General features: G+C 64.8%; 4 protein-coding genes. All 4 read left to right on the top strand.

The annotated features are described in order from the left end of the window. Positions 1-374, top strand: a 374-nt coding sequence (locus VF515_10155) for a penicillin acylase family protein (protein ID HEX7407996.1), incomplete at its 5' end; no start/stop codon positions are given. Positions 375-474: 100 nt separating this feature from the next. Next, positions 475-1,881 carry an ammonium transporter gene (locus tag VF515_10150; protein HEX7407995.1) on the top strand — a complete coding sequence of 469 codons (1,407 nt, stop codon included), beginning with the start codon at positions 475-477 and terminating at the stop codon, positions 1,879-1,881. A 164-nt stretch (positions 1,882-2,045) separates the two neighbouring features. After that, the gene (locus tag VF515_10145) at positions 2,046-3,230 is read left to right on the top strand and encodes an acyl-CoA dehydrogenase family protein (protein ID HEX7407994.1); all 1,185 of its coding nucleotides are present in this window, start codon (positions 2,046-2,048) and stop codon (positions 3,228-3,230) included. A gap of 16 nt (positions 3,231-3,246) precedes the next feature. Continuing rightward, positions 3,247-4,389 (top strand): acyl-CoA dehydrogenase family protein, encoded by a 1,143-nt coding sequence (locus tag VF515_10140; GenBank protein HEX7407993.1) that lies wholly within the window; start codon positions 3,247-3,249, stop codon positions 4,387-4,389. The last annotated feature ends 2 nt before the right edge of the window (positions 4,390-4,391 follow it).

Here is a 4,391-nt window from a genome sequence, read left to right as displayed (position 1 = left end):
AGCACTTCGGGCGGGTCGATGTGCCGTTGGGACAGGTGCAACGCCTGGTGCGCGGGCCCATTGATCTGCCGCTCGACGGCGGGCCCGATGTGTTGCGCGCCATTCGCGGCACGCGGGACGCGTCCGGACGATTGATTGCCGACGACGGCGACGGCCTCATTCTGCTGGTCGAATGGGATCCGAGTGGGCGCGTGCACTCGCACAGCGTTCACCAGTTCGGCAGCGCCACGTCGGTGCCGCACTCGCCGCATTTCAGCGATCAGTCACCGCTGTTTGCCGACATGCAGCTGAAACCGGTGTGGTTCGACGAGCAGGACCTGGCGCAGCATCTCAGCGAGCGGTACCGACCTGGGCACCGGGGCTCGGCGCGCTGAACAGCGCTGGGGTGTGGCACGCCCATTGTTTCTTTCCTGTCGGCGCGGTATCAGCCCGGTCCAGCCGTCAACAACGACAAGGGCGAGAGGATTTCTTGTCATGCACCGGAGCATCGCATCGACTTGTTTTGGATTAATCCTGTTGGTTGCCGCCGCCACGGCGACGGCCGAGCCGACGCTGGAGCAGCGCGTAGCCGACCTCGAGGCCTACGTGAACAACGGCGCGCGCGTGACTGCCACTTCCAACGTTCCCGGGCCGGGCCCCGGCCACAACGGCTGGATGATGGTGTCGACCGCGCTGGTGCTGTTCATGACGCTGCCCGGCCTGGCGCTGTTTTACGGCGGCTTGGTGCGGCGCAAGAACGTGCTGTCGGTCCTCGGCCAATGCCTCGGTCTGGCCGGCCTGGTCGCCATGATGTGGTGGGCCTTCGGCTACAGCTTGGCGTTCGCACCCGGCACGCCGATCCTGGGCGGATTCCAGTATGCGTTCCTGCGCGGCGTCACCGCCCAACCCAACACCGATTACGCCCAGTGGGTGTCGCACAATATCTTCGCCATGTACCAGATGATGTTCGCCATCATCACGCCGGCGTTGATCGTCGGCGCCGTTGCCGAGCGCATCAAGTTCACCGCCATCATGGTGTTCAGCGCCATCTGGATGCTGGTCGTCTATCTCCCGCTGGCCCACATGATCTGGGGCGTCGACGGCCTGATGAACGGTTCCGGAAACCCGCAGGCGCAGATCAAGGCGATCGATTTTGCCGGCGGCATGGTGGTGCATATGTCGTCGGGCTGGTCAGCACTGGTGTTGTGCCTGATCCTCGGCAAGCGCTCCGGTTACGGCCGGGACCAGATCCTGCCGCACAGCATGGTGCTCTGCGCCGTCGGCACGGGGATGCTGTGGGTCGGCTGGTACGGGTTCAACGCCGGCAGTGCCTTGGCGGCCGACACGGTGTCCTCGAACGCTTTTGTCAGCACCACGTTCGCCGCCGTCGTGGGCCTATGCGTCTGGGGCCTGCTCGAACGGTTTCTGCGCGGCAAACCGAGCGTGCTCGGCATGTGCTCCGGCGCCGTCGCCGGCCTTGCCACGATCACGCCCGCCAGCGGGTTCGTCACGGCCAACAGCGCGGTGTTGATCGGTCTGTGCGCGGGGGTCGCGACGTTTTTTGCGTGCAGCAAATTGAAGATGAAGCTCGGATACGACGATTCCCTCGACACCTTCGGCATCCACGCCGTCGGCGGGACGATCGGCACCCTGCTGGCGGGCGTCCTCGCCACCACCGAGGCGAACCCCAATCTCGCCATCAACCTGAAAGGGATCGTCGGCAACACCCTGTGGCTGCATCAGCTGGACGCCATGGGCATCACGCTGGTGTTGTCCGTCGTGGGCACCGGCATCATCGGCTTCGCCCTCAAGGCCACGATCGGTCTGCGCCCCACGCCCGAAGTCGAACACATGGGCCTCGACATCAACGAGCACGGCGAAGAAGGCTACTTCCTCGAATAATGGCCCGGCACCTGCCGCAGGTGCGGCACGGTGTGCAGGGACAGCTGGTCGCGAGCATCGCATTCCACTTAGCGGGACGGGCTTCGAGCTTGCGGTGAGGTTCAGACACGCAGGCTGATCACGCAGCCTTGACCGCAGCGTGGCGCCGTAGGAAAACACTGCCCATGGACACCCTCGAACAGTTTCGCGAGGAAACGCGGCAGTGGCTCCTGGCCCATGCGCCCAAATCGATGTGCACTCCGGTGCGCGTGGTCGACGACTTGTGCTGGGGTGGGCGCCGGGCGCAGTACCCAGCCGACGTGAAACGTTGGCTCGACGTCATGGCCGAGCGCGGCTGGACCGCGCCCACGTGGCCAAAACAATACGGCGGTGGCGGGCTCGACAAGGCCGAGGCCAAGATCCTCAGCCAGGAGATGGCCAAGCTCGGGGTGCGCGCGCCACTGGTCGGCTTCGGCCTCACGATGATCGGGCCGCTGCTGCTGCAGGAAGGCAGTGAGGACCTGAAACGGGTTCACCTGCCACCAATCGGTCGCGGCGAAATCCGCTGGTGCCAGGGCTATTCCGAACCAGGGGCCGGTTCCGATCTCGCCGGCCTGCAAGCCCGCGCCGTCATCGATGGCGACGACTTCGTCGTCACCGGTCAGAAGATCTGGACCTCGTACGCCGACAAAGCCGACTGGATGTTTCTGCTGGTGCGCACGGACCCCAACGTGCGCAAGCAGGCAGGCATCACCTTCCTGCTCATGGACATGACCAGCCCCGGCGTCAGCGTCAGGCCGATCCTGTTGATCAGTGGCTCGTCGCCCTTCTGCGAAACCTTCCTCGACAACGTCCGCGTCCCGCGTTCGCAAGTTGTGGGGCAGGTCAACGGCGGCTGGGCCATGGCCAAGGCACTGCTCGGGCACGAGCGCACGATGATCGCCGATATCTTCAAGGATCGCGCACCGGGCAATCCGCTGCTCGAGCTTGCCCGGCGCTACCTGCCCGCGAGCGCGGCGCGTATCGCCGACCCGATCATCCGTGACCGCATCACGCAGTTGGACATGGATGCGGCCTGCTTGGATCTGACGCTGAAGCGCTCGCAGGACAGCATGAAGGCCGGCCACAAGCCGGGGCCTGAAACGTCGATGTTCAAGTACTACGGCACCGAGACGAACATGCGCCGGCGCGAACTGATGCTGGCCATCGCCGGCCCACAGGGGCTCGGCTGGGAAGGTGCCGGGTTCGACGAGAGCGAGCTCGCACTGACGCGGGACTGGCTACGCTCGCGCGGCAACTCGATCGAGGGTGGGACCTCGGAGATTCAGTTGAACATCATCGCCAAACGCGTCCTGGGATTGCCGGACTGAAGTGAGAGCCGAACGCATGGAACTCATTCTGAACGAAGAGCAGCAGTTACTGCAGGACACCGCCCGCGAGTTCGTGAATAAGAACTCTTCGCTGCGCCGTGTTCGGACCCTGCGCGACAGTGGCGATCCGCTCGGATACTCGCGGACGCTGTGGGGTGAAATGGCCAAGCTCGGCTGGCTGGGGATTATTTTCCCCGAAGAATACGGCGGTGCCGGGCTCGGTTACACCGAACTGATGGTCATCCTGGAAGAACTCGGGCGCGGGCTGCTGCCCGAACCGTTCATCTCGAACATTTTGCTGGCGGGCAACGCCATCGCCATCGGCGGATCGCCGGCCCAACGCCAGGCCGTGCTCCCCTCCCTGATCAGCGGCGATCTGCTCCTAGCGTTGGCGCACCAGGAATCGCGCAGTCGTTACAATCCGCACGACGTCGAGACGCAAGCCCAGAAGACCTCGTCGGGATGGAGATTGAGCGGCGAGAAGGTCCACGTGCTGGACGGCTTCGGGGCGGACCGGGTCCTGGTGTCGGCACGCACCTCCGGGGCAACTGCCGACCGCGCCGGGATGACCCTCTTCCTGCTCGATGTCCATGCGCCCGGGCTCTCGATTGAGAGGCAGTGGCGCATCGACAGCCGCAACGCCGCCATCGTCCGCCTGGACGATGTGGCCGCGGCCGGCGACGACGTGCTCGGAAAGGTGGACCACGGCAGCGACATCCTCGACACCGTGATCGACCGTGCCACCATCGGCCTGTGTGCCGAGATGCTCGGCGGCATGAACGCCGCGCTGTCGATGACCTTGGATTACCTGAAGACGCGCGTGCAGTTCGGTGTTCCGATCGGCTCGTTTCAAGCCCTCAAGCATCGTGCCGCCAAGATGTACATCGAGACCGAGCTAGCGCGTTCCGCCGTCATGGCTGCCCACAAGACCATCGATGAGGACAGCCAGCGGGTTCCGGCCCTCGCCAGCATCGCCAAGGCCCGCTGCTCCGACGCCTTCGTTCTGATCAGTAACGAGGCCGTGCAGATGCACGGCGGCATCGGCATGACCGACGAGCACGACATTGGCTTTTTCATCAAACGGGCCCGTGTAGCGGAGATGACCTTCGGCACTGCCGCGTACCACCGCAACCGCTTCGCCGAACTACAGGGATATTGAGG

It is taken from the genome of Candidatus Binatia bacterium (genome assembly GCA_036382395.1).
In the GTDB taxonomy this organism is placed as follows: Bacteria; Desulfobacterota; Binatia; order HRBIN30; family HRBIN30; genus JAGDMS01.
The sequence above is the reverse complement of the archived record's forward strand: the minus strand, read 5'-3'. Positions and strand labels throughout refer to the sequence as shown.

Bases quoted from the DNA above. Each gene is read 5' to 3' on its own strand.
- VF515_10150 (HEX7407995.1), top strand. From the start codon at position 475: ATGCACCGGAGCATCGCATCGACTTGTTTTGGATTAATCCTGTTGGTT.
- VF515_10145 (HEX7407994.1), top strand. From the start codon at position 2,046: ATGGACACCCTCGAACAGTTTCGCGAGGAAACGCGGCAGTGGCTCCTG.
- VF515_10140 (HEX7407993.1), top strand. From the start codon at position 3,247: ATGGAACTCATTCTGAACGAAGAGCAGCAGTTACTGCAGGACACCGCC.